The organism is Streptosporangium nanhuense (genome assembly GCF_059358815.1).
This window is the reverse complement of the sequence record NZ_JCADBG010000100.1, coordinates 1-1,293: the sequence shown is the minus strand read 5'-3', so window position 1 is coordinate 1,293 and position 1,293 is coordinate 1. Positions and strand designations below refer to the sequence as shown.

1 protein-coding gene and 1 pseudogene are annotated in these 1,293 nt (G+C 68.4%); both read right to left on the bottom strand.

Annotated elements, in window-relative coordinates; translation table 11 throughout:
- Positions 1-327 (bottom strand): annotated as a pseudogene (locus AC5L38_RS44155) (histidine kinase); the annotation flags it as partial.
- A 672-nt stretch (positions 328-999) separates the two neighbouring features.
- On the bottom strand, positions 1,000-1,293 hold a 294-nt coding region (locus AC5L38_RS44150), incomplete at its 5' end, for a hypothetical protein (protein ID WP_495248811.1).

Here is a 1,293-nt window from a genome sequence, read left to right as displayed (position 1 = left end):
GAGCAGGCCGAGGCCGTGCGGCCAGTGCTCGATCCGCGCGATCTCCTCCTCGCTCAGCCCCACCGGGACGAACTGGAGCAGCGTGCTCTGCTCCCCGGCCACGCCCAGCGCCCCGTAGGTGGCGTCGACGAGGGTGGTGGCGGTCTCCACGATCCTGCGCAGCACGGTCTCCAGATCAAGGTCGCTGCCCACCGCGACCACGGCCTCCAGCAGCGCGTGCACCCGGTCACGGGTGGCCAGCACCGCCTCCAGACGCCCCTGCAACTCCGACAGCAACTCGTCCAGCCGCATGTTCGGGATCAGGGAACGCGCCCCCTTTTCTGTCATGGAGCGAAGTCTCGCATCCGGCTGCGCCGACGCCCACCCCACGCCGGAGATCATCTACGTCCATCTCACCGCTCGCCACCGTGCGTCGGCTCCGCGTTTTTCGCCTCCATCGAAGTGGCCGAAATCTAGACCATCTACCCCGAGGGCTTCGACCACACAATTGGAGCCAAGCAGGCCGAAGTCGTCTAAGCCGGGGCACATCAAAGCTTCCAGCAATCCCGGCGCGGTTCAATAGAGCGCGGCGTTGAGCTGGCGTCGAGCCTAGTCGGCGGGAACGGCGTCCGCCGCCGCCTTCCCGGGGCCGGACTCATCCCCGGCTGTCCCAGCCGAAACCCGCACCCCTGGCGAGAGGTCCTTACCGTGGGTGACCTGCGACGATCATTCCGCTTCGGGGCCGGGGTCACGCTCGGGAGGAGGAAGCCGTACAGGGATCGTGGTCGCGCCGGCCGGCACCGGGTCTGGATGAGTCAAGGTGCACTGAATCCGAGGGGGTAGGGGCCGGATCCGGGCGTGCGTCGACTCCGACACCACGAGGTCGGCCGCACCGTGCCCGACTACCGCGGGGACGCCGCTCGGTTCGGGCTCCCGGGCAACCGTGTCCCGGCTTGATGAAGGTGGCACGGCAAAGGGGTTTCGGACTGGAGGCGTGCCACCTTCACCGAGCCAGAACAGTCAGTAGGCGCACTGGACGACGACGTCGTCGAGTTCGGCGCGTGGGGCGAACAGGTGGTTGAAGGCCTTTGCCACGGTCAGCCGCAGCACGACGTCGGAGCGCTGCGCGGTCCAGCTCACCGTGTGCAGGCGCCAGCCGTCCACCGTCTGGTCCACCGGTACTGTCTTCAAGGCGATGTAGTTCCAGTTGGCCGGGTTGATGACCTCCAGGTTGAAAGTCGCCGCGGCGTTGCGCAGGTCCAGCCAGACGCCCGCGGTGCAGCGGGCGCCGGGGTGGGCGGGCACCGGGGTGAG